Annotated in this window: 22 protein-coding genes and 1 pseudogene; 7 read left to right on the forward strand and 16 right to left on the reverse strand. The window is 36.9% G+C overall.

The genetic code is table 11. The annotated features are described in order from the left end of the window. Positions 1-13: 13 nt before the first annotated feature. From tgt to K9V48_RS03725, 6 genes are all read right to left on the reverse strand, one after another. Positions 14-1,159, reverse strand: coding sequence for a tRNA guanosine(34) transglycosylase Tgt (tgt, locus tag K9V48_RS03700; RefSeq protein ID WP_224137049.1), 1,146 nt, complete (start codon positions 1,157-1,159; stop codon positions 14-16). Positions 1,160-1,322: 163 nt separating this feature from the next. Beyond that, positions 1,323-2,351 carry a tRNA preQ1(34) S-adenosylmethionine ribosyltransferase-isomerase QueA gene (gene queA / locus K9V48_RS03705; protein ID WP_224137050.1) on the reverse strand — a complete coding sequence of 343 codons (1,029 nt, stop codon included), beginning with the start codon at positions 2,349-2,351 and terminating at the stop codon, positions 1,323-1,325. 31 nt (positions 2,352-2,382) lie between these two features. Further along, positions 2,383-2,583, reverse strand: coding sequence for a DUF2905 domain-containing protein (locus K9V48_RS03710; protein ID WP_224137052.1), 201 nt, complete (start codon positions 2,581-2,583; stop codon positions 2,383-2,385). Then, a complete protein-coding gene (gene ruvB / locus K9V48_RS03715; protein WP_224137054.1) occupies positions 2,567-3,580 on the reverse strand; it encodes a Holliday junction branch migration DNA helicase RuvB in 1,014 nt (337 codons plus the stop codon). Before ruvB ends, K9V48_RS03710 begins: the two co-directional genes overlap by 17 nt. Positions 3,581-3,590: 10 nt before the next feature. Then, complete coding sequence (ruvA, locus tag K9V48_RS03720; RefSeq protein WP_224137056.1) at positions 3,591-4,199, reverse strand: Holliday junction branch migration protein RuvA; 609 nt, start codon at positions 4,197-4,199, stop codon at positions 3,591-3,593. 334 nt (positions 4,200-4,533) lie between these two features. Continuing rightward, positions 4,534-5,067: a BofC C-terminal domain-containing protein gene (locus K9V48_RS03725; protein ID WP_224137058.1), complete on the reverse strand. Its 534-nt coding sequence runs from the start codon at positions 5,065-5,067 to the stop codon at positions 4,534-4,536. Between the two features lie 280 nt (positions 5,068-5,347). On the opposite strand from K9V48_RS03725, the gene K9V48_RS03730 reads away from it, so the two are divergent. After that, entirely contained in the window at positions 5,348-5,548 is a 201-nt protein-coding gene (locus K9V48_RS03730) for a cold-shock protein (RefSeq protein ID WP_111613822.1), read from the forward strand. 193 nt (positions 5,549-5,741) lie between these two features. Next, positions 5,742-5,930: a hypothetical protein gene (locus K9V48_RS03735; RefSeq protein ID WP_224137060.1), complete on the forward strand. Its 189-nt coding sequence runs from the start codon at positions 5,742-5,744 to the stop codon at positions 5,928-5,930. 82 nt (positions 5,931-6,012) lie between these two features. On the opposite strand, the gene K9V48_RS03740 is transcribed toward K9V48_RS03735, so the two are convergent. Beyond that, positions 6,013-6,201 carry a DUF8096 family protein gene (locus tag K9V48_RS03740; RefSeq protein ID WP_224137061.1) on the reverse strand — a complete coding sequence of 63 codons (189 nt, stop codon included), beginning with the start codon at positions 6,199-6,201 and terminating at the stop codon, positions 6,013-6,015. Between the two features lie 189 nt (positions 6,202-6,390). Continuing rightward, on the reverse strand, positions 6,391-6,642 hold the full coding sequence (locus tag K9V48_RS29650; RefSeq protein WP_224137062.1) for a sugar diacid recognition domain-containing protein: 252 nt from the start codon (positions 6,640-6,642) through the stop codon (positions 6,391-6,393). A 184-nt stretch (positions 6,643-6,826) separates the two neighbouring features. Between K9V48_RS29650 and K9V48_RS03750 the strand changes: the two genes are divergently transcribed. Next, positions 6,827-7,600, forward strand: a complete 774-nt coding sequence (locus tag K9V48_RS03750; protein WP_224137063.1) for a GntR family transcriptional regulator — start codon at positions 6,827-6,829, stop codon at positions 7,598-7,600. Between the two features lie 293 nt (positions 7,601-7,893). Here the strand turns inward: K9V48_RS03750 and K9V48_RS03755 are convergent, their stop codons facing one another. Genes K9V48_RS03755 through ttdA form a run of 3 tightly spaced genes read right to left on the reverse strand, consistent with a single transcriptional unit; the run spans position 7,894 to position 10,231 of the window. After that, positions 7,894-8,691: a fumarylacetoacetate hydrolase family protein gene (locus K9V48_RS03755; protein ID WP_224137064.1), complete on the reverse strand. Its 798-nt coding sequence runs from the start codon at positions 8,689-8,691 to the stop codon at positions 7,894-7,896. A 20-nt stretch (positions 8,692-8,711) separates the two neighbouring features. Next, positions 8,712-9,323, reverse strand: a complete 612-nt coding sequence (gene ttdB / locus K9V48_RS03760; RefSeq protein WP_224137065.1) for a L(+)-tartrate dehydratase subunit beta — start codon at positions 9,321-9,323, stop codon at positions 8,712-8,714. Continuing rightward, on the reverse strand, positions 9,320-10,231 hold the full coding sequence (gene ttdA, locus K9V48_RS03765) for a L(+)-tartrate dehydratase subunit alpha (RefSeq protein ID WP_224137066.1): 912 nt from the start codon (positions 10,229-10,231) through the stop codon (positions 9,320-9,322). Before ttdA ends, ttdB begins: the two co-directional genes overlap by 4 nt. Positions 10,232-11,221: 990 nt before the next feature. Here ttdA and K9V48_RS03770 point away from each other — a divergent pair. Together K9V48_RS03770 and K9V48_RS03775 are read left to right on the forward strand one after the other, a co-directional pair. Further along, a pseudogene (locus K9V48_RS03770) lies at positions 11,222-11,426 on the forward strand (transposase); the annotation flags it as partial. 217 nt (positions 11,427-11,643) lie between these two features. Continuing rightward, on the forward strand, positions 11,644-13,011 hold the full coding sequence (locus K9V48_RS03775; protein WP_224137067.1) for a citrate:proton symporter: 1,368 nt from the start codon (positions 11,644-11,646) through the stop codon (positions 13,009-13,011). Between the two features lie 211 nt (positions 13,012-13,222). Here the strand turns inward: K9V48_RS03775 and K9V48_RS03780 are convergent, their stop codons facing one another. The 5 genes from K9V48_RS03780 to nadB all read right to left on the reverse strand — a co-directional run bounded on the left by K9V48_RS03780 (position 13,223) and on the right by nadB (position 19,524). Continuing rightward, a complete protein-coding gene (locus K9V48_RS03780; RefSeq protein ID WP_224137068.1) occupies positions 13,223-13,942 on the reverse strand; it encodes a YhcN/YlaJ family sporulation lipoprotein in 720 nt (239 codons plus the stop codon). Positions 13,943-14,154: 212 nt separating this feature from the next. Further along, on the reverse strand, positions 14,155-15,327 hold the full coding sequence (safA, locus tag K9V48_RS03785; RefSeq protein WP_224137069.1) for a SafA/ExsA family spore coat assembly protein: 1,173 nt from the start codon (positions 15,325-15,327) through the stop codon (positions 14,155-14,157). 687 nt (positions 15,328-16,014) lie between these two features. Further along, positions 16,015-17,124 (reverse strand): quinolinate synthase NadA, encoded by a 1,110-nt coding sequence (gene nadA, locus K9V48_RS03790; RefSeq protein ID WP_224137070.1) that lies wholly within the window; start codon positions 17,122-17,124, stop codon positions 16,015-16,017. 12 nt (positions 17,125-17,136) lie between these two features. Beyond that, the gene (nadC, locus tag K9V48_RS03795; RefSeq protein WP_224137071.1) at positions 17,137-17,967 is read right to left on the reverse strand and encodes a carboxylating nicotinate-nucleotide diphosphorylase; all 831 of its coding nucleotides are present in this window, start codon (positions 17,965-17,967) and stop codon (positions 17,137-17,139) included. 3 nt (positions 17,968-17,970) lie between these two features. Beyond that, positions 17,971-19,524, reverse strand: coding sequence for an L-aspartate oxidase (nadB, locus tag K9V48_RS03800; protein ID WP_224137073.1), 1,554 nt, complete (start codon positions 19,522-19,524; stop codon positions 17,971-17,973). A 206-nt stretch (positions 19,525-19,730) separates the two neighbouring features. Here nadB and K9V48_RS03805 point away from each other — a divergent pair, with 206 nt between their 5' ends. Further along, positions 19,731-20,861: an IscS subfamily cysteine desulfurase gene (locus tag K9V48_RS03805; protein WP_224137075.1), complete on the forward strand. Its 1,131-nt coding sequence runs from the start codon at positions 19,731-19,733 to the stop codon at positions 20,859-20,861. Between the two features lie 67 nt (positions 20,862-20,928). Further along, positions 20,929-21,468: a transcription repressor NadR gene (locus K9V48_RS03810; RefSeq protein WP_224137077.1), complete on the forward strand. Its 540-nt coding sequence runs from the start codon at positions 20,929-20,931 to the stop codon at positions 21,466-21,468. Positions 21,469-21,515 lie beyond the last annotated feature (47 nt).

Genomic DNA, 21,515 nt, shown 5'->3' on the forward strand with positions numbered 1-21,515 from the left:
TTTCAAGCAGGCCTTAGAAGTTTTTCGCATTCGGTTTATTAAAACCGTATTTTTCAAAAAATTCTTCACGGAAATCACCTAAACGATCTTCCCGGATAGCTTGCCTTACATTCTCCATTAAGTTTACCAGAAAATATAGATTATGATAAGATGTTAATCTTAATCCGAACGTTTCATCACATTTAATTAAATGACGAATGTACGCACGTGAATAATTTCGACATGTGTAGCAATCGCAATTTTCATCAAGTGGACCGAAATCTTTTGCGTATTTAGCATTTTTCACAACCAATCGACCTTCACTTGTCATTAACGTACCATTTCGAGCTATACGAGTTGGCAGTACACAGTCAAACATATCAATTCCACGGATTGCTCCATCAATTAATGAATCCGGTGATCCAACTCCCATTAAATAGCGAGGTTTGTTTGCTGGCATAAGCGGTGCCGTATAATCAAGAACACGATTCATTACGTCTTTTGGTTCTCCTACTGATAAACCTCCAACCGCATAGCCAGGGAAATCTAACGAAACTAAATCCCTTGCACTTTGCTTACGTAATTCCTCAAATTCTCCACCTTGAATGATACCAAATAATCCTTGAGTCTCCGGTCTTGCGTGAGCTTGTAGACAACGTTCAGCCCAACGGCTTGTTCGTTCAACTGATTTTTTCATGTACTCATATTCAGCTGGATATGGTGGACATTCATCGAAGGCCATCATAATATCAGATCCTAAATCGTTCTGAATCTGCATTGCTTTTTCTGGAGAAAGGAAAAGCTTATCTCCGTTTAAATGGTTGCGGAAATGTACTCCCTCTTCTTCAATTCTGCGCATATCGCTTAAACTAAAGACTTGGAATCCACCTGAATCTGTTAATATCGCACGGTCCCAGTTCATAAACTTATGTAATCCCCCGGCCTCTTTTACGATCTCATTACCAGGACGAAGCCATAAATGATATGTGTTACTTAAAATAATGCCTGCCCCCATTTGCTTTAAATCTTCCGGCGACATTGTTTTTACTGTTGCAAGCGTGCCTACTGGCATAAAAACAGGTGTTTCAAAGCTACCATGAGGTGTATGAACCCTTCCAAGCCTCGCTCCTGTTTGTTTACATGTTTTAATTAGTTCGTAACGAATTGGTGATGTTGACACCTTTTTTCCTCCTTATTCGAAATGCGGAAGCGCCTCGATCAGTTCCGACAAGCGTAAGACGCTCAGGAATAGAAGGTGTTCTTTACCTTCAATTCCTGAGTGGCTTATGACTCGAGGAGCCGGACGCTTGCGCTAGACACTAAAACTAAGTATAAAACTATATTTAGATAATAAGCATCGCATCTCCAAAGCTAAAAAACCGATAGTTTTCCTTAACTGCTGTTTCATAAGCACCCATCACATATTCCCTTGACGCGAGCGCACTAACAAGCATTATTAAAGAAGATTTAGGAAGATGGAAGTTTGTAATCATTCCGTCAATCCCTTTAAATTCATAGCCTGGATAAATAAAAATATCAGTCCAGCCGCTTTCTGCAGCAAATTTGCCATCATACTTTGTTGCGATTGTTTCAAGTGTTCTAGTTGACGTTGTCCCAACCGAAATAATTCGACCACCTTTGGAACGTACATCATTTAAAAGTGTAGCCGTCTCTTCAGTTACTTGATAGAACTCGGCATGCATTTCATGTTCCTCTATCGTTTCGGCACTTACTGGACGAAATGTACCTAAACCAACATGAAGAGTGATGAACGCAAGATGAACTCCTTTTTCTTTAAGGTGCTCTAGAATTTCTTCCGTAAAGTGTAATCCAGCAGTTGGAGCCGCTGCTGATCCAATCTCACGTGAAAAGACAGTTTGGTATCGTTCACGATCATCTAACTGTTCTTTAATATATGGTGGAAGTGGCATTTCTCCAAGTGCATCGAGGACCTCATAAAAAATGCCATCATAATCAAATTTCATTAATCTGCCACCATGGTCACTTGTTCCAACACATGTTGCTTTTAATACTCCAGAACCAAATGTGATCACAGAACCTTCCTTTATTCGCTTAGCCGGTTTAACTAACGTTTCCCAAATATCTGCCTCTTGTTGTTTTAAGAGTAAAATTTCAATACTTGCCCCAGTTCCTTCTTTCACTCCAAAAAGCCTAGCTGGCATTACTCTTGTATTATTCAATACAAGACAATCTCCTTGTTGAAAAAAGTCAATAACTGACTTAAAAGACTCATGCTGTATTTCACCTGTATCCTTATGAAGAACCATTAATCGAGATGCATCTCTTTCCTTTAACGGAACTTGTGCAATGAGTTCTTCTGGAAGGTGAAAATCAAATAATTCTACCTTCAAAATGTTCACCTAGTTTCTTAATATACTACCATTACTTAAATCGTCCAAAAAAAGATAAGACAATTGAGAGAACTATACTAATGACAATGCAGGTTACAATTGGAAAAAAGACAGTTGTATTTCCTTTTTTAACTACAATATCACCAGGTAGTTTCCCAATAAATTGCATAAAAAATCCAACGATTAAGAGTAAACCACCAATAATCATTAAAACTTTAGGAAAATCTATCAATATCAGGAACCTCCATTTGGAAATGACGGTAAACGAGATCCGTTACAATTCTCCCTCTAGGAGTTCGTTGCAGAAATCCGATTTGCAACAAATATGGCTCGTAGACATCTTCAATTGTGTGCGCCTCTTCACCTATTGTTGCCGAAATTGTATCAATCCCAACCGGTCCTCCACGGAATTTTTCAATTATACCTAATAGAAGTTTGTGATCAATATGATCCAATCCTAATTTATCAACCTGAAGTCTTTCTAATGCGTCTATTGCTAATTCATTACTAATCGTTTCAACACCCATGACTTGGGCAAAATCTCTCACCCTTCTAAGCAATCGATTTGCAATTCGAGGAGTTCCTCGTGATCTTCTTGCCATTTCGATTGCTCCGTCATTTTCAATGCCCATTTCAAGAATATCTGCTGTACGTTCAATAATGTGTGCAAGCTGTTTTTCATTATAATATTCTAGCCTGATTAAGACACCGAAACGGTCACGTAGAGGAGCCGTTAACAAACCGACCCTGGTCGTTGCTCCGATAAGTGTAAACGGGGGGAGATCTAAACGTACAGATCTGGCTGTAGATCCTTTTCCGATGACAATATCCAAACAAAAATCCTCCATCGCAGGATATAGTACTTCCTCAATCGAACGATGTAATCGATGTATTTCATCAATAAACAATACATCTCCAGGTTCAAGAGCTGTTAAAACTGCTGCTAAATCACCTGGTCTTTCAATTGCAGGACCAGAGGTTGTTCTAATATTTACACCCATTTCATTTGCAATAATGGTTGCTAGAGTTGTTTTTCCAAGTCCTGGGGGACCATATAAAAGCACGTGATCCAATGTTTCTCCACGCATTTTTGCCGCTTCAATAAACACTTTTAAATTTTCTTTTGCTTTATCTTGGCCAATGTACTGTGCTAAGTTCTGGGGTCTCAAGCTTTGCTCAATGTATGATTCCTGTGAATCTACTTCACTTGATACAAGGCGTTCATCCATTTTTATCACCTTACTTCAATAGCATTTGCAACGCTTTTTTTATATATTGATCTGTTGTTAAACTCTCTTCCCGCAAAGCCGGGACTACTTTTTTAATTTCACGCTCAGCATATCCTAACACTTTCAAAGCCTCAATTGCTTCATTCAACGCTTGGTTTGCTGTCTGTCTTTCTTCGATATCTTCATGTGTAAATAAATCTGGTGCATATAAAGCAGCAACATCGCCAAGCTTACCCTTTAAATCTAAAATGATTTGACGTGCAGTCTTTTTCCCTACACCAGGAAATTTCACAAGGAATGTCTCATTTTCATTTTCAATCGCTTCAATAACCTGTGATGGATTACCTGAAGCTAAGATCGCTAACGCACCCTTTGGACCAATTCCTGTTACATTTAATAGCTTCAGAAACAACGCTTTTTCTTCTCTTGTTTGAAAGCCATATAAAGCGATTAGATCTTCACGGACATGCTGATATGTATAGATCATGATTTCTTCTTGTTTACTTTTACTATAACTAAACGGATTAGGCGTATGTATTTGATAACCTAAACCATGATGATCAATCACTATGTACTCTGGCGTTACATCGTCCACATATCCTTTGATAAATTCAATCATTTATTTTCACCTCTTTGTGACTGTACCCCATTGTATCAAAAAAAGCTTCTAATCAGAAGGGATTTTATCACAATGTCTGATAAAAACGTACAATTGTTCCTACTCACTATCATATCACTAAAAATAACTACTAGGTATTGTAAAAAAACTTACCAAGAACAAAAGCGGAAGCGCCTTGATCAGCCTCAGGCATAGCATAAGACTCTTTTGACCTCGAGGGGCTAGGCGCTGGAGCTGGATGTCGTGCGCTTATCCACAGTTCAAGAATTTTATAGTTTCCGATATAATTAAAAAAGCTAACCAAAAAGATTTTCATCTTTCAAGCTAGCATCCATTACTTTTTCTCTGCTTTCGAATATGTTTCAAATGTTTTAATAACCTGCAAGTATTGATCTTTCGTTTGAATTTTAATTCCATGCATTAATTCATCTTGTTTTCGACTTTCAAGCTTTTTTATATCTATTTGAAAAAAAGATTGAATTACTTCGTTTGTTTCAGGCTTTCCATTGAAAATCGATAACGTCCCATCACCAGTAATACCGAAATAACCGTTTGTTTTTAAAAGAGGTGAGATATCATCTACCTTTCTTTGAAAAACAATTTTTTCTTCATTTTGATCAATTAGCTGCCAGTTCTCATAAGAAGCCTTTAAATCTTCCAATGAGAAAATGGTTTCATACGTAACTTCCTCACCTAACTCCCCATCAAGATATATACGCTGTAAAACAACTTCTAAAGTTAAAGGTTCTTGAATAACCTGATCCTCTGCCTTAACACGTTCTTGATTACCGTCTGTTAACATTAAGCTTAAAATTATTGCAATTGTACTACAAACGGTAAGGATGCGACTTTGATGAAGTTTCCTCATCTATCTCACCTCATTTATTAATGTAATGAACGAATGGACGATGTACCTTTATATTGTGACCAATAATAGCAGTATTAACCAATAATATTCTTTAACTTACTCTTTACCTATCAATTTTTATTACTTATTTGCTATTCCGGAGATACTCTGTTATTATAAAGAAGAATTATTTTTGTTCGGTCTGTAAGGAAAGAATAAGTGTTTAAACTTTTCGCCTTTGATATCTAATTGAGCAAGGATAGTAATAAATTGTGGATTATCCACGTAGGAGGCAACAAACATGCAACAAGGTACAGTAAAATGGTTTAACGCAGAAAAAGGTTTCGGATTCATCGAAGTTGAAGGTGGAGACGACGTATTCGTACATTTCTCAGCTATCCAAGGCGAAGGCTTTAAATCTTTAGACGAAGGTCAAAAAGTAACTTTCGAAACTGAGCAAGGTCAACGTGGACTTCAAGCAGTTAACGTTAACAAAGCTTAATTAATAATTTAAGTAGTAAAAAGGGACTTCATTAGAAGTCCTTTTTTATTTACCTTTTTTCATGTCCACCTTCAAATAAGTTTAGAGTTTGCTACTAAGACAAGTCATGTCTAAAATAATTATTCTTACTAGACCATTTCATCATTCTACTTTTCCTTCTAGGACATATATTGTTTGTAAAGGAGGGATTGCCATGAATAGTTGGATTTTCTTATTCTTAGCTTGCATCTTATCAGGCTTTGCTTTAATTGAAGTTCCTTTAACTGATACTTTCTTAGCAAGTTTATCTCCATTTACAACAGTAGTTGGAATATTAACTGTTTTAATCTTCTCATTAATTCTAATTTATAAAGGCGTAAGATATTTATTTACTACTAAATAAAGTAATGAAACCAAAGTCGCTCATTTGTAAATTTGAGCGACTTTTTTCAATATCCGATCTAATGATTTCTCCATATTAAAGATTATATACTCTTCTTCATTCCACATTCTCTGCATTCTCGAAGAAAGATGAAATCCTTAACAGAGCTTTTAAATAACGTATTACCACAATTATCACAGCGGCCGCTTATTTCGTCAGGGTATTGTTTAAAATCATAAATAATTGAAGTATCAATACCTTTTGTCTCTTTTATCTGTTTGTTTTCTTCCATAACGATCACCTGCGTATTTTATTTCTATCTATCATATCATATTTTGCTTTCTTTTAAATGAAAGCAAAATGAGAACTCTCATCGTTTTATGACAAAGAGCATACCTCTTGTCAGCTTTTTGCATATCTTAAGCACTTATAAAGAAAATTTTATGAGCGGAAAGAACTTGCTGCTGTGCCAGCACCAAAACTATGTTAGAACCCATATTATTATACTGCCAAAAAAAACAAGGTTACCCCTGCTACATACTCCCAAACATTTTCTTCCTTCACCCCATTTCACTCGTTCGCAACAATGGAAAGAATGAATTCGATTTGGGTCAGACCTCGTAATAATTTCTCCGTCTAATTGTATAAAGTTGATGTCTTTTCCAATCACTTCTTTTGCTTCATCTACAATCATTTGGGCGAATGAATGGCTAATATGGAATTTTTCTTTCATTATCACTTTTGACCTTTACATAGATTTTCTGTTTTTCAATTTTATCGATTGAGGAAGTGATCGTTTTTCTGTTATGATTTTACTTATAAAGTCATAATATAACTTTTTAATCATAACCTAATCAACAGCTTTGGGTTATATTGTTACATAAAATTTGAGACTTTTCGGGATGAGTGATAATGAAATGAATAATCAAAAAACACCTCAAACACCTGATTCTAATGTTAAAAGACTAGATCAGTCTGATCTTGCTCTAGCTGTTCGTTCATTTTTGTCCACTTTAGATGTAAATGGAGAGTCACGATTGCCACAACGTGCTTATCTAGCTGTTCGACACGCGATTCGCCACCTTCAATTGCCGCCTGGACAAACTGTGCTAGAGAGGGAGATGGCAGAAATCCTAGGCATGAGCAGGACACCTGTACGTGAATCACTTGTCCGTTTGGAAACGGAAGGATGGGTACGACTCATACCGCGTCGTGGTTTTATTGTTGCACCACTTGTAGCAAATGATCTTCAACAAATTTATGAAGTAGTAGAAGCGCTGGATGGTGTTGCAGGCAGACTCGCTACCAGTCGTGCTACTCACGAAGAGTTAAACCAACTTGAGCATCTGATTGAAGAACAAGAAAAGGCACTAGAACTAAACGATCTACTTACATGGACAGACCTTGATGATCAATTTCATAATTACATTGTTGATTTAGCCCAAAACCAACGCCTTAGAGGGATTGTAGACAGTCAGTCTGACCAACTCTATCGCGCACGCTTATACACAATTGGGCTTCGACCAAAGCCAACATTGTCAGTGATTGAACATAAGGCAATTTTAGCAGTCATGCGAGCAGGCGAACCTGAAGCTGTACGAACTATGTTGCAGTCTCATCGCTATAGAGCGCGCAAGGAAATTCTAAAGGCTCTTCGTTCTATGCCTCCATTACCGGAAGAGAAACGGTAAATAAGGCGACTATTCCATGATATAAGAATCGATCTTAATCAAGAATAGCGCAAGCGGCTTATGACCTCGAGGGGCTAGACGCTTGCGCTGGACACAAAAATTAAGTCAAAAAATTTATGCTTTCTTACCTTTTAAAAAAGAAAGGCTGTAGAGATTTCACAGAAATCAACTACAGCCCTTTTTTGTTAGACAATCATTCTTAATTTTGATAAATCAGTTATGATTATAATATTTATTATCATAAACTAACCCAGTGTTGAATTAGTACCCCTTAGTTTTCGGTATAGTATTTTCTATTTGACATAGTTACAAAGCTTACCAATCTGCTCTACCTCAACAACCACAGCATCTCCCGACTTCATTGGACAACTTCCCGAAGGAGAACCAGTAGCCAAAACATCACCCGGCTCCAGTGTCATAACCTGTGAAATCCAACTGATAAGGAAAGGAATTGAAAGTGACATCTGATTAGTATTACCTTCTTGTACGACTTTGCCGTTTAATGTTGTAACGATTCTTAAATTAGTTGGATCTACACCTTTTACAATACAAGGACCCAAAGGGCCGAACGTATCAAAACCTTTGCCACGTGTAAACTGGGGATCAGTTTTTGTAAGGTCTCTTGCAGTTACATCATTAAATATCGTACAGCCAAAAACATAATCCAATGCTTCTTCTTTTCTTATATTTTTGCCACGTTTCCCAATAACGAGTGCTACCTCCCCCTCCATTTCCACCTGCTTGGTTAAATCACTTGAGGGGAGAATGATTTCTCCCTGATCTGGAATCACAGAAGACATCGGTTTTAAAAACAAAAACGGTTCTTTCAGATTGGCCTTCCCCCCAGTCTCTTTTGCGTGTTCAACATATGTCCAGCCAAAATTAACGATTTTCGAGGGTACTACTGGCTCCAAAATCTTCACATCACTATATTTAACTCTTGATCCATCATATTTTAGTTCATCGTTTACAATTTCAGTAAAATTACTAGACAATTGTACAATTTCATCATCTTCAACAATTCCATAATATACTTTTCCGTTATGTTGCTGATAGCGAACTATCGTTTGTGTTTTTTGTAGTACCTGCATGACCACACCAACTCCATAACTTATTTGATGAATCTTACCTGCTTACTGATTAACTCATATTGTTCTTCCTTCTTTTTATTGAACTCCACCTTATTTTCTTCAAAAATGTTATTCCCTTCTGCATCAATGGAAACAATAAGAGGACCGAACTCATTCACTTCACATACCCAAAGAGATTCAGGCATTCCAAGGTCTTTCCAGTGTACTTCTCTGATTTGTTCAACCTTTGTCGCTGCATAAACAGCATTTCCAGCTGGAAAAACGAGATGCAGTGCTTTATGAGTCTTGCAGCCTTCTTCGGTGTTCTTCCCCATTCCACCTTTTCCAACAATAAGTTTAACACCTGTTTCTTCGATAAATTCCTTTTCAAACTTTTCCATTCTCATACTCGTTGTTGGACCAATAGAAATAATCTCATACTTTTCATTTCCATGATCTTTCACAATGGGACCAGCGTGGAAAATAGCTTTCCCTTTCAAATCAACAGGTAAAGGGATTTTTTCTTCAATGAGTCTTCTGTGAGCAACATCCCTACAAGTAACCAGTGTACCTGTTAGGTAGATAATGTCTCCAATTCTTATGTCCTTAAGATCCTCATCTTTTATAGGTGTGGTTAATACTTTTTTACTCATAGTGTTACCCCCTCGTGAGTACTAATTTCATAGTTTAAATTACTATCAAAGGTGATCTTTCCTCGTCTATGGGACCAGCAACCTGTATTAACTGCAACTCCAATAGTAGAAGGATGTCTTGCCGTATTCACAACATTTACACCCATGACAGATTTAGATCCCTTAAGTCCCTGAGGTCCAAGGCCAATAGCGTTAATTCCATCTTCAAGAAGCTTTTCCATCTTAGCAGCATTTTCATTTTCATTATGACTTCCAACAGATCTCATAAGAGCTTTTTTAGAGTTCATAGCTGCTGTTTCAACAGAAGTACCGACACCTACACCTACAAGAAGTGGAGGACAGGCGTTAATTCCATAACTAGTCATCCGATCGAGTACAAACTTTACCACACCTTCATAGCCTTCACCTGGCATTAGAACCGTCGCCACTCCGGGAAGGGTACAACCGCCTCCTGCCATATAAGTATAGATTTCCACTTTGTCACTGTCTTCTTCAATTTCCCAGAAGATGCTTGGTGAACCGTCACCGATGTTCTTTCCTGTGTTGTATTCATCAAATGTTTCTACAGAATTATGTCGCAATGGAGTTTCTTGAGTTGACTTATACACACAATCCTTCAGAATACTATCTAACTGCCCAATCAAAGGGAAGTTCTGTCCGCACTTAACAAAGAACTGGAGAACACCTGTATCCTGACATGACGGTCTCTTTAACTCATAAGCTAGCTTCTGGTTTTCAAACATAGTTTTGTAGATAATTTTTGCAAGCTTATTATTTTCATCTTCACTTAGCTCTTTCAGTTTATTTTCCACATCATCAGGAAGTTTGTAGCTAACCAATGAAACAAACTTTGACATCAAATCAGTCATTTTCTCTTTTTGCTGCACCTTATCCATAATAACGCTCATAATAACTCTCCTTTTTTATCTTTAATTTTTTTGTGTAGAATGGGAAGTAAATTGGTAACTACCTAAAGCTCCAATGATAGAATCTGCTATTAACGCCCCGGTTCCAGCTATATCGATTGCTTTAGCTAACGCGAGTGAACCCATAAATAACAGAATCATGTTTAAGTTTTTCTAATCTTTTAGCGTCCATTTTCTAATTAATACTTACATTCTCAAAGGAAGAAATCGTTTTCAAAAGAAGGTTTCCCGCCTGATGCTTAAGCTAAATGAGCTGACACATGTAACCATATTGTTTATCTCTTTTCAAATTTCTTCATAAGGGATAACAGCTAGATGAAAAACACGTTTTTCACTCATCGATTGACCTCCTATCACTATCCACATCTCTTTCGTGTGAATCAGCTTAATGTGAATATCTTATAGGTTAATTATTAAATAACGTATACATTAAAGTCAATACTTTTTATTCATTTCATTAAAAATAAAGTTCTGAATAATTATGATTGATTGCTTTACCACATTTAAACTACCTATATATACATACTTTTTTATAATTGTTATGTGAAAAAATAAACTAAATATCCTAAAAGTTATATTGACACTAACGCATACGTTAATGTACAATTTGGGCAATGGTATTCTACTTGTTTATTCCCTTGCACCATTAATCTAGAAATAAAGGAGTGATATTATTGGATACACTTCCAAAAAATTATATTTTCACCTGTGATCATTCTTAAGCTGGATAACTTGGATAGTAGAAAAAAGGCTTCTCACACAAAAATGAAGGAAATGGAGGTGTAGATTCAAAAGAAATCATTTGAGCAACATTGCCCTACCAATTTATTCCCCTATATAAAACGATTTATTTTTTTGTATTTTCGTATTATTATAAGGATGAACGTTTTTGTATGCGCTACCATTTATACTTTTTTTATGCAGACTATAGTTTCTAAATAGAGTAGTAGCTTAGAAATCAATTCGTTCAATGGAAAGCACCAAGGTGTCAAACTCATTGGGACACTCAATTATGAAACAGGTGAGTTATTTTGTGTAGAAGAAGAACGTTACAATGCAAAGGCATTCCTCCGTTTTCTTCAAAAGGTGCTGGAACGCTATCCAAAATCATGGCAAGATTGCTATGATTTTGGATAACGCCCGTATTCACCATACAAAGCTCATTCAGCCTTTTTTACCTCCCTAATGAATGAAAAGAAAAAGTTTATGAAGAAATCAGCAAACAAGTTCGTTTCATTAAGAAAATAAAGAAGAACCTCATTAAAAGTTGGTCCTTCTGATGAGGTTCTGGATAAAAGATTACTATATCCATAGCTTAACAATGTAGTAATACACTTAACTATTTAAAATGACAACTAATTTGATTTCATAATTTTTTACGGGAGATGGTTTGTATGTTAACATTCCTAGCATTATTAATGATCATTGTATTCATTGTACTTCTCTCAAAAAATAAATTATCTGTATTCGGGGCATTAACAATTGTTCCGTTTGTTTTTGGAGCAATTGCAACCTTTGTAACGGGTGCTTCCTTTTTGGATCTCTTTGAATGGATTAAAGAAGGTATTTTATTTAGTGTAGATGAAGAAACAGGGACGGTTTCTACTGGGGTTATTTCACCTGCTATTGTTATCTTATTTGCGGTATTGTATTTTGGTGTAATGCTTAATGTCGGTTTGTTTGACCCTTTATGCGAATTCTTTATCAAAAAAGCAAAAGGGGACCCATTGAAAGTTACAATGGCAACAGTTTTAACTGCGACAGTAGTCACTATGAATGGTGATACTACTACAACTATTATTATTTGTGTTGCTGCTTTCCTTCATCTTTATAAACAAATGAACATTAAGCTAATTTATTTAGCAATAATTATTGTTACCCCTATTGGAATTTTCAATCAGTTACCATGGGGAGGCCCAACAATTGCTGCAAGCACAGCAATGGGTGTAAGTATTAGCGAATTGTTTGCAAATTTATTGCCAGGAATGCTAGTTGCTGAAGTATTTGCAATTTCTATGGCTTATTTTATCGGAATAAAAGAAAGAAAACGCCTAAACTTTGATCCTAAGACTGCTAAAGATATTTCTCCAGAGCAAATGGAAAGCATGTTAAACGCAATTCGTCTAAAAGATCCTGAATTAAAGAGACCTAAACTATATGCTTTTAATTTGATTTTAACACTTGTTATTTTAGTTATGCTTGTGATGGATGTTGCACATGGCGGTGTTTTATTTGGTATAGGTGCAGCGATTGCCCTTACAGTAAACTATAAGTCATCAAGTCTTATTAATGAACGACTTGATGACTTAGCGGCAGATTCTTTAGCACCAGCTTTGGCAACTTTGGCTGCTGGGGTTTTCTCTGGCGTTTTAGCAGGCAGTGGGATGGCAACTGCTTTAGCAACATCTATTACAGCTATTATCCCAGACTCATTAGGCTCACATATGGCACCAATCTACGCGTTAATTGCAGTACCTGCAATTACATTTTTACCGCAAGATGCTTTCTACTTTGGGATTGCCGGCGTTATGTCAGATGTTATGGGACAATACGGAATTTCCGCTAACGAAGCGGCTGTAGCTTCCATGGTGGGACAGGCATTCCGTCTAATTTCACCAGTTATTCCAGCTCTATATATGTTAGTTGCTTCTACGGAGACAAACTTTATAGACTTTCAAAAAAAGTATATATTTTATGCTTGGCCAATTGTATTTATATACCTAGCTGTTTATATATTAACCGGGGCATTGCCGATTTATTAGAAAAAAGGCCTTTTTAAGAATTAGTTGTACTTTGCTATTGGATAAAATCGATATCATGAAGTACAACTAGTTCACTTCTTTTGATTAGACTAAGTCAGAATGCTATATAGAAATTTCCTATCAAATGAAAAAGGTAGGTGAAAGTATTGTCAATTATTACTTCTTTATTTAAAAGAAAGAAAAAGAAGCAAGGGGAAATCCCCTTGCTTTTTTAGTCGCGATTTCTTGTAAATGGACGTTGAATCACATCTCCAATATCATCCATCAAATTGTTGACATCTGCATCAATCGTTTTGCGACCGACTCCATTTTGGATATCATTGTCGATGTTACGAACGCGCGTGAAAGTACCTTCGTCAGTAACAACATCAACATTTCTTCCACCAGCCATTTTTTCTACCTGATTCGTGATTTTCTTTTTCATCGCAGCATCATTTCGATCATTTGTATCAACCGCGACCAAAATATTGTTTTCAGTAACTAAAACATTAGCTTCCTCGACATTGTCTATTTTTTCAACTGCTGTTTTAACTTTTCGATGAATTTCGTTATCATCACGGTTATAATAACCTACGTTCTTTAATTGTCCGTGATAATTTGCATCATTTCTGTTATAAAGCGTATCGCCTACAGAAGCATTATTCCCCTCACCAAGCGGACCTATTGGATTATTAACGTTCCGATTATAATTACGGTCATTCACTCTTAGGAAGTTATCGTTGTTTCTATTGTTATTCATCCCGTCCATCATTTCCGTAATAGGACCTTCGTTATCTACATTACTGTTTTCATTTGAATAGTAGCCTATAGGTCGCGCATTATCATTATACCGTGTATCTAATGCACCTTGATCCGTATTACAAGCTGCTAATCCTGTTGTTGTTAATAGCGCAATCGCTGTCAATACTGAAGCTTTTTTAGCTCTATTCAATAACAAAACCCCCCTGTAGGTACTTTCAAAGAGCAATTATTTTTGCTCGTAAATAGCTTGCACCATAGGTAGGGAATTCAATCTGTTAGTTAACGGTAGCACTAATCAATATTTGACATTTTTTATTAAAAGGATATCGAATACATATACAACGAGAAAAAGCGAAAAAATAAAACAGAGGTGAAAATTCACCTCTGTTTCGTTTTACCTTTTTAATCCTCGTCTTCATCTCGATCGTCATATTCAGGCATTCCAAACATTTGGCCATCTGGTGCCACCTGTCCTGGATAGTAGCCATAAGGGTTATAGCCTTGATATGCTGGATAAGGCTGTTGTACTGGATAGCCGTAGTTAAAGCGATAGTCCTGATAAGGATATGCATATGGTGCTGGTCCTCCACAACCACAATCATTTTGAGGTGGAAAATAAGCTGGTGCCATCGCTTGTTGATTTGGCATATTGGGTGCATATGCTGGGTTTTCGTACTCAAAGTCATCATCATGATCTTCTCCAAATGAGCCTAATGCATGATGCGGGTAGTGTAATCCAGATCCCGGTAAAATCGGTGACTCAGGTACACCAGCATATGGATTTACTGGAAACCCTGGATTAAATTGCGCTGGTGCAACAGCCTGTGGATATGGCATCATTGGACCATGACCATATGGCATAGCGTGAAATGGTCCTGGTGGACACAATCCGCTACCAGGTAAAATTGGTGAAACTGGCACCATATATTGTGGTGCACAATACTGCGGATAATGCATTGCTGGTGCTGTATATGCCGGCATTGGCATATTTGGCATGTTTGCTACATTTTGCATATTGGGTACATTCGACATGTTCGGCATATTTGCCATATTTTCTGACCCCTCCTCATGTTGATCCAACGGTAAATAATGTGGCTGCTCTTTCGCAGGTCCTTTTTTTAACTCATCAACTTTTTTCATCTCTGGCAGAATATTTTCTGGCTTAGGTGGCAGTGGTGGATTGGACATCATTTCCATATTCACCGTATAATAGTTATTCAGATCGACTCCTGTATATACCGGATGTTGAGCATTAGGTACAGGCGGTATATAAGGTTTTGATTGTTTTTCAGTAACTGGTGCCTTGGGAACATTGTTCTCTTCACTAATTACTGCTTTTGGTTTTTCTTTTGCAAATGGATGTTCAGCAATAGGCATTTCTTTTTTTGGGGCTTGCATTGGTGCTTCTTTTTTTACTGCCACATTTCCTGAAGGTACTTTAATTTTCATTCCGGGCATAATTAAATCTGGATTGCTTAATTGAGTATTCATACTTTTTAATTCTTCAAAATTAACCCCATATTTTTTTGCGATATTCCATAGCGTGTCGCCTTTTTGAACAATATGAATTTTCAATGCTTTCCCTCCTAAGCATAAAAATAAATCTTCTGTAAGAAAAAACCTCGAGTCTAGATGGCTACAATCCATAATCAATTCATCATTCTCGAGCCGAAACGATTATGTTTTCGATGTTATAAACGATAAGCATAATATCATGATTCTTCATCACAATTTATGAAGAAGAATTCGATATTATGATTAATACTTGTATTAAAAATTGGATAAACCTAATTTCCCATTAACAAACTAGCTTACCTTTCATACTTATGTTTCGAATTGAGAGAATATTAAACAAATAAGAAAAGCGCAAGCGCCTTGTGTAGCCTCAGGCATAGCATAAGCCACTCAGGAATAGAGAAGAATGTTCTTTACTCAATTCCTGAGTGGCTGTAGACCCAAGAGGGGCTTGACGCTTGCTCTGGACACGAAAACTAAGTCAAAAAAATTATACTTTCTTATCAAAAGAAAAAGGAACTACCTATCATTTGTAAGTAGTTCCGATTTTGTGGGGGAAACCTATTACTATAAAGGGAATCTAATGGAACCCAATCATGAAGCAACATAAAAATCATTACAATCAACAATAAGAGACCAAATCATATGCGATTCGGTCTCTTATTGTTGACGCTATTTCTTCTGTTAGTCCGAAAAACGGAGATAGGAACGAATAGTTGTCATATTACAATTTGAATGTCAATCTGTTCAAACATTTTCAAGCATGCGATCCAGTGCTAATACTGCATCCTTTGTAATGTGTTCAGGTACAATGATTTGATTTGTTATTTCACCACGTTCTAACCCTTCTAAAGCCCAGAGAAGATGTGGCAAGTCAATTCGATTCATTGTTAAACATGGACACATGTATGGATTTAATGAAACGATTTTTTTATCTTTGTTTTGCTCAATTAGACGGTTCACAAGGTTCATTTCTGTTCCAATCGCCCACTTTGTTCCTGGTTTGGCCGCTTCAATCGTTTCAATAATGTATTTTGTTGAACCAGAATAGTCTGATAAGGCTACTACTTCTCGACTACATTCTGGATGAACAATGATGTTCATATCAGGCTCTGTTTTTCGTAAATGGTCTATATTTGCCACTGTGAAGTTTTCATGCACCGAGCAATGCCCCTTCCAGAGGATAACGATAATATCTTCAACATTCCCATCATACTCTAACTCATTTGTGATTGGATTCCATATAGCCATTTTTTCTAATGGAACACCTAAATCATACGCTGTATTTCGACCTAAATGCTGGTCAGGCAAAAATAAGATTCTTTCCTTTTGGGTAAACGCCCACTTGAGCATTTTTTCCGCATTTGATGAAGTTACTGTTGCCCCGCCATTTTTTCCAACGAATGCTTTAATCGCTGCTGTAGAGTTGACATACGTCAAAGGTAGAATCGTATCACCAAATACTTGCTGTAGCTTCTCCCAAGCACGATCAGTCTGGTCAATATCAGCCATATCAGCCATCGAACAGCCAGCTCTCATATCTGGTAGCACTACCTTCTGACTTTCAGACGTTAACATATCAGCAGTTTCTGCCATAAAATGAACACCACAAAATACGATAAATTCAGCCTCTTTATTGGCTGCTGCAGCCTGTGCTAATTGTAATGAGTCACCTGTAACATCTGAAAATTTTATCACTTCATCCTTTTGGTAGTGATGCCCTGGGATATAAAGCTTCGAGCCAAATTTCTCTTTAATTTCTCGTACACGTTGCTCCATTTCTTCTGTTGTACGTGTTTTATATGATTCAGGCATCATCTCTTTTTTCTCGTGGTCAAGAATATCTAATAATTCCATGTTATAAACCCCCTATTTCACATTTAAGCTTATATCTAAAGATTTGTACGAGTGTGTTAACATACCTAATGAAATATAATCAACATTCGTATGACTATAGTCTGCTAAATTATGAAGACCGATTCCACCAGAAGCTTCTGTTATAATATGCTTCGGTGTAAGTTCAGCAAATTTCGCAACCTCTTCTGGAGACCGGTTATCAAACATAATCACATCTACACCAGCCTCGATCGCCTCTAAAAGCTGGTTTTCTGTTTCAATCTCCACTTCGACTTTAACCATATGACCTGTGTTGGCTTTTACCTTATTAACAGCATTTAAAATTGAACCTGCAAAGGCAATGTGATTATCCTTTATCATCACACCGTCATATAAGCCGAAACGATGGTTAAAGCCGCCTCCACATCGGACTCCGTATTTTTCAAACATACGTAATCCCGGTGATGTTTTTCTCGTATCACAAATTCTCGTATGATCTGAATCGAGAAGTTTTACCGCTTTATTTGTTAATGTTGCAATCCCACTCATGCGTTGAAGCAAGTTCAATATGACCCGTTCACCGCTAAGGATCACTGCTACAGGTCCAACAATTTCTGCGATGATATCCCCCTTTTTAAGCTCGTCTCCATCTTGCTTTTTTAAGTTCACATCAACCTTTTCTTGAAATAAAGAATAACCTGCTGCAATGACATCAACCCCAGCGAGAATCCCATCCTCTTTCGCAAGAATGATTGCCTCTCCTCTTGCCTCAGTTCCAAAAATCGTTTGACTTGAAATATCTAGTTCACCTAAGTCTTCAAGAAAGAATTCTTCTAATTTCTTTTTTAATTTGATTACATTCATCCATTACACCCCCACAAACATTTCTTCTTTTGTGCGAATTAACTGTTTCTGTCTCCAGTTTTGATCATCACTTTCAGGAAAATCTAAGCGAAAATGCCCGCCTCTGCTCTCTGTTCTTTTTAATGCCGATGAAGCGATGATCCAGCCATTCGTAAATATATTAATGATTTCAATTTGTTCAATTGTGAATTTATTCACATTAATGTCCCAAAAAGAGTTCTGTTTTTGAAATGATCCAAACCAATTTACTGCATAAACGAGCTCAGCTTCCGTTCTTTCAATTCCAACATAATTTGTCATTATTTCTTGAATTTGATTTTTGGTTGGCCAGTTAGTCATTTCCGCTACTTCTTTTGTAGCTTCCGGATAATCAACAAACATGACGGGTTGTTCAAACCGTAAAGATAAAAGATGATTCGCTACCCTTTTACCGAATACAAGTCCTTCTAATAATGAATTACTCGCAAGTCTGTTTGCACCATGAACACCTGTACACGCTGCTTCTCCTATAGCAAAAAGATTTGTTATATTTGTCTCACCTTTATCATCGGTCCGAATTCCACCCATTAAAAAATGCATACCAGGAGCAACAGGAATCAGTCCTGCCTTTAGATCAATTCCATACTGCTTACACATGTTAGAAATGGTCGGGAATCTTGTTGAAAAATTAGCGATCATCGATATATCAAGAAACACTTTGTTTCCTTTTTTCATTTCGTCAAAAATACCTCGGGAAACTACATCTCTAGGAGCTAAGTCACCTTGATGATGACGATTTTTCATGAAAGGCTCATTCTTTTGATTAATTAATCTTGCGCCTTCTCCCCTAACAGCCTCCGAAATGAGTCCAACACTTCTACCTTGGATATGAAGCATCGTTGGATGAAATTGAATAAATTCCATATCAGTAATTTCTGCACCTGCTCTGTAAGCCATTGCAATACCATCGCCAGTTATTACATCTGCATTAGATGTATGACCATATACTGCTCCACATCCACCACTTGCAATAATCGTTTTACTAGCTAGATAACGCCTAATCTTTCCTTCTTCATTCTTTGTATATACTCCAAAGCAATCCCCATCTTCAACAATTAAATCTGTCACCATTTCATTTTCAATCATCGTTACCGAAGATTTCGTTGCTTGATATAAAAAATGCGTAACTGCTTTTCCAGTGGCATCACCACCAGCATGAATAATACGGTTCCTACGATGTGCCCCTTCTTTCCCAAGAAGAAATTGCCCATCCTTATCACAATCAAAGGTCATTCCTCTTTGGCACCATTCGCTGATTTCACTTGGTCCAGCTTGAACGAGATGCTCCACATTTTCTGCATGATTATGAAAACAACCTGCAACTAATGTATCCTCAAAATGATTTTTCCAAGAATCTCTTTTTTCAATAGCTACTGCAATTCCTCCTTGAGCAAGCATTGAATTGCTCTTTGACCACGAAGATTTCGTAATCACCGTGACCTGTTTATGTCGCAGGTGGTATGCAGCAGATAGCGCCGCAATTCCACTACCGATAATAATCACATCTGTTTGAGGCATGGCATTAGCACCCCCTGTAATTTACACTTGTCTTGACACCTATCTTTACATAGAATTAAAATAATGACAAGAGTTTTTTCACTATCAGGATTTTTCTTTTTTATAACAATGTAGAAGAATGTCTAACGCTTTCACTACAGATCATTCCGATAAGCCATTTTTCTAATTTAGCAATCTCAAATATGAAAAACATAGAGGAGAATACAATGATTTATTTAGATTACGCTGCAACGACACCAATAAGCGAAAACGCACTAAACATATATATAAAAGCCTCCAAAAACGCTTTCGGAAATAGCAGTAGTTTACATGATATTGGCGGCATGGCCACGCGAACTTTACAAGCTTCTAGAAAGATACTAGCAGATAGCATTAATGGAAATGAGAAAGGACTTTACTTTACAGGTAGTGGAAGTGAGGGCAATATTCTCGCCATACAGTCACTATTAAACGGTATGGATCGTAAGAAAAATCATATTATTACGACACAAATGGAGCATTCATCCCTTCATACATTTTTTAAAAAGCTTTCAAACGAGGGATATGAGATTAGCTTTATACCCCCAGATAAACAAGGGTTGATTACAATTGATCAATTAAATAAAGAACTTCGTGAAGATACTGGATTGGTATCTATCCAGCATGGAAATTCTGAAATTGGAACTGTTCAACCGATTGAGGAAATTGGGCCATTTTTAAAAGAACATGGTGTATTATTCCACAGTGATTGTGTCCAAACATTTGGAAAGCTGCCAATTGATGTAGAAAAGGCTCAAATTGATGCCATCTCAATTTCTAGCCATAAAATTTATGGACCTAAAGGACTTGGAGCTGCTTATATTAATCCAGCAATCTATTGGCAGCCCGTTATACCTGGGACAACTCATGAATCAGGGTTTCGCCCTGGTACAGTCGATGTCCCGGGAGCCGCTGCGTTCGCTACTGCAGCAAAAGATATCTCGGCAAAAATGAATAAAAATACTGAATATTTTCTAGAACTAAGACGTAAATTCATTGACCTTCTAAAACCTTATAAGGAGAAAATAACGCTATTAAATGAAGATACACCATCTCTACTTCCAAACATTCTTCCATTGCTTATCGATGGGATTGAGGGTCAATATGTAATGCTAGAATGCAATCGATTTGGTTTCGCTATTTCAACAGGGAGTGCCTGCCAAGTAGGAATGCAAGCACCTTCTCGCTCCCTTCTTGCAATGGGATTGGATGAACAACAAGCAAAACAATATATTAGAATATCTTTAGGTGAAGAAACAACAATGGAGCAAATTGAATCATTTTCGAAAACCCTTCTAAAAATCGTAGGGGATTTTTAGAAATGGACTCAAGATTTAGAGGTAGATTATAGTATAATAAACATTCAAGTTGAAAGGGAGGATATCAGTGAAGGCTGAAAAATTATTAGGTGAAGAGCGAAGGAATCACTTGTTAGAATTACTATCTAAAGCAGACAAACCGATTACTGGTGGAGAGCTGGCAAGCACAACAAATGTTAGTAGACAGGTCATTGTACAAGATATTTCTCTTCTAAAGGCTAAAAACTACCCAATTATGGCAACAAGCCAAGGGTATGTGTATTTAAACAAGCAAAATGACCAAACGCAAGTTATCGAACGGATCATCGCCTGCAAGCATGCCCCAGAACTGACGAAAGAAGAACTATCGATCATCGTTGATCATGGGGTTTTTGTAAAAGACGTCATTGTGGAGCACCCAGTATACGGTGATTTAACTGCTTCGATCATGGTGGGTAATAGAAATGATGTCAATGAATTTATAAAAAAAATAGATCGTAATAATGCCTCCTATTTGTTACAGCTTACAGGAGGACTCCATTTGCATACATTACAAGCGGATTCTCAGGAAAAGTTAGATCGTGTTTGTGAAGAGCTTGATAAATTAGGGATGTTAGTTCAAGACTAATTAAAATATAAAAATGAAAACAAGTGACATATAAAAATTGTCACTTG

Source organism: Metabacillus rhizolycopersici (genome assembly GCF_020075705.1).